The 2,670-nt window shown below is 54.9% G+C and carries 2 rRNA genes (1 of these 2 cut by a window edge); both read left to right on the forward strand.

Annotated elements, in window-relative coordinates:
- A 23S ribosomal RNA gene (locus VKF82_11925) occupies window positions 1-2,370 on the forward strand (it extends 1,310 nt beyond the left edge of the window).
- A gap of 109 nt (window positions 2,371-2,479) precedes the next feature.
- A 5S ribosomal RNA gene (rrf, locus tag VKF82_11930) occupies window positions 2,480-2,596 on the forward strand.
- The last annotated feature ends 74 nt before the right edge of the window (window positions 2,597-2,670 follow it).

Here is a 2,670-nt window from a genome sequence, read left to right on the forward strand (position 1 = left end):
CTGAAGGGTGACCGTGAGGACACCTGGACGAACCAGAAGTGCGAATGCCGGAATTAGTAGCGTTAAGTGGGGTGAGAAACCCCACCGCCGTAAGTCTAAGGTTTCCTGGGCGCTGTTTATCATCTCAGGGTTAGTCGGGACCTAAGCCGAGGCTGAGAAGCGTAGGCGATGGACAAGCCGTTAATAGTCGGCTACTAGCGACCCCGTTTGATTTCTCTCTTAACTGTAGTAGCGCGTTTTCCAAAACGCGCGCCTACCCTAAGGGAGAGATCGAGAAGCGAAGGCGTGACGCAGGAAGTTAGTCCAGCACCCTATCGGATGGGTGTTCAAGCATGTAGGGTGGATCGTAGGGAAATCCGCGATCCGGTTCAGACCGAAGCCCAAGGTGCGAATACGAGCCAACGCAAGGCGGCGAAGTGGACGATACTAAACTGCCAAGAAAAGCGTCTAGCAAGGGTCATCGCTACCCGTACCGCAAACCGACACTGGTAGACTGGCAGAGTATGCCAAGGCGACGAGAGAACCCCTGTTAAGGAACTCGGCAAATTAGCCCCGTAACTTCGGGAAAAGGGGTGCCCTAGTAGCGTGCGCGCACTTGCTGTAGCGGCGCGAAAGGGTCGCAGTGAAATGGCCCGAGCGACTGTTTAACAAAAACACAGGTCTCTGCGAACGCGAAAGCGGACGTATAGGGGCTGACGCCTGCCCGGTGCTGGAAGGTTAAGAGGAGAGGTTAGCCGCAAGGCGAGGCTTTGAATCGAAGCCCCAGTAAACGGCTGCCGTAACTATAACGGTACTAAGGTAATTCAAATTGCCCGACACGATCGTAAGATCGTGTTCGAATCTGGCTATATGCTGGGAAATCCGAGCATCCGACGATACGCCTGGAGCGGTCGAATTTATTCGACCGTCAACAAGCGTGACAACTCGATCGGTGCGGACCATCAGCAGGGAAGATCCATCATCCATGGATCCCCTCAGAGACTACATGCCGGACTCCGTCCACAAAGACGGATGATGATATAGTCCGAGCCGTGCAGCGATGCACGGAGACTCGCAGAAATGACGGGTCCGCCGGCGTTCTAACGAACACCGGTCGTAACAAAACTGAGCGAAATTCCTTGTCGGGTAAGTTCCGACCTGCACGAATGGCGTAACGACTTGGGCACTGTCTCAATGGGGGGCTCGGCGAAGTTGCAATACGGGTGAAGATGCCCGTTACCCGCAGCAGGACGGAAAGACCCCGTGGAGCTTTACTGTACCCTGATCTTGATTTTTGAAATTGACTGCGCAGGATAGGTGGGAGACGATGAAGTCGCATCTTCGGGTGCGATGGAGCCAACCTTGAGATACCACTCTGTCGGTTTCGGGAATCTAACTAGCAGCCGTGATCCGGCTGGAGGACATGGTCAGGCGGGCAGTTTGACTGGGGCGGTCGCCTCCCAAAGAGTAACGGAGGCGCCCAAAGGTCGACTCAGGTTGGTCGGAAATCAACCGTAAGAGTGCATAGGCAGAAGTCGGCTTAACTGCGAGACGTACATGTCGAGCAGGGACGAAAGTCGGGCTAAGTGATCCGGTGGTTTTGAATGGAAGAGCCATCGCTTAACGGATAAAAGCTACCCCGGGGATAACAGGCTTATCTCCCCCAAGAGTCCACATCGACGGGGAGGTTTGGCACCTCAACATTTAGGGGTGACGTGGTGGAAACATCACGGGAAGTTCCGGCTTATAACGGTGAACTCCAATCGTCTTAGGGCTAAAGACGAGGACAATACCGTGGGAAGTCTGACGAATCGCAAATTCGTCATGACCCCGTAACGACTGATTCGCTTCCGCAAGGAGCGATGAGATCGATGCGCCTGTTCGCGAAAATGCGAACAAATTTACCGCACCGATCAAACGCCGGCCCCTCGCTCGGATTTTCCGAGCAGGGTGAAGATATAGTCTGCGCCACCAGTAATGGTGGAGACACGCGCGATGTCGGATCGTCGCATCCTGGGGCTGTAGTAGGTCCCAAGGGTTGGGCTGTTCGCCCATTAAAGCGGTACGCGATCTGGGTTCAGAACGTCGTGAGACAGTTCGGTCCCTATCCGCTGTGGGCGTAGGAGATTTGAGGAGATTGGACCCTAGTACGAGAGGACCGGGTCGAACGAACCTCTGGTGAACCGGTTGTTCCGCCAGGAGCATAGCCGGGTAGCTATGTTCGGATCAGATAAACGCTGAAAGCATATAAGCGTGAAACTGACTCCAAGATGAGATCTCAATCTCGCAAGAGTGAAGAGTCGTGGTAGACTACCACGTTGATAGGCCGGAGGTGGAAGCGCTGCAAGGCGTGGAGCTGACCGGTACTAATCGCTCGGAAATTTTGATTAACTACGCACCGCTCTCGTGACACTGGAAGTTCTTCTCTGTACAGATTTGCAAGGTTTCCCGGCGCGATCGGCTCGAGCTCAGGCTCGCCATCGCGACGGGAACTCAGGTTTCTGGCGCCCATGGCGGTGGGGTCCCACCCGTTCCCATCCCGAACACGGCAGTTAAGCCCGCCAGCGCCGATGATAGTTTGGCCGCAGGGCCTCTCGAAAGTAGGACGGTGCCAGATTAACGAATGAAAAGCTCGCCGCTGAATCGGCGAGCTTTTCGCTTTTCCTAGGAGCAGTGATATGGTTAAACGGA

It is taken from the genome of Candidatus Eremiobacteraceae bacterium, assembly GCA_035314825.1.
Lineage (GTDB): Bacteria > Vulcanimicrobiota > Vulcanimicrobiia > Eremiobacterales > Eremiobacteraceae > JAFAHD01.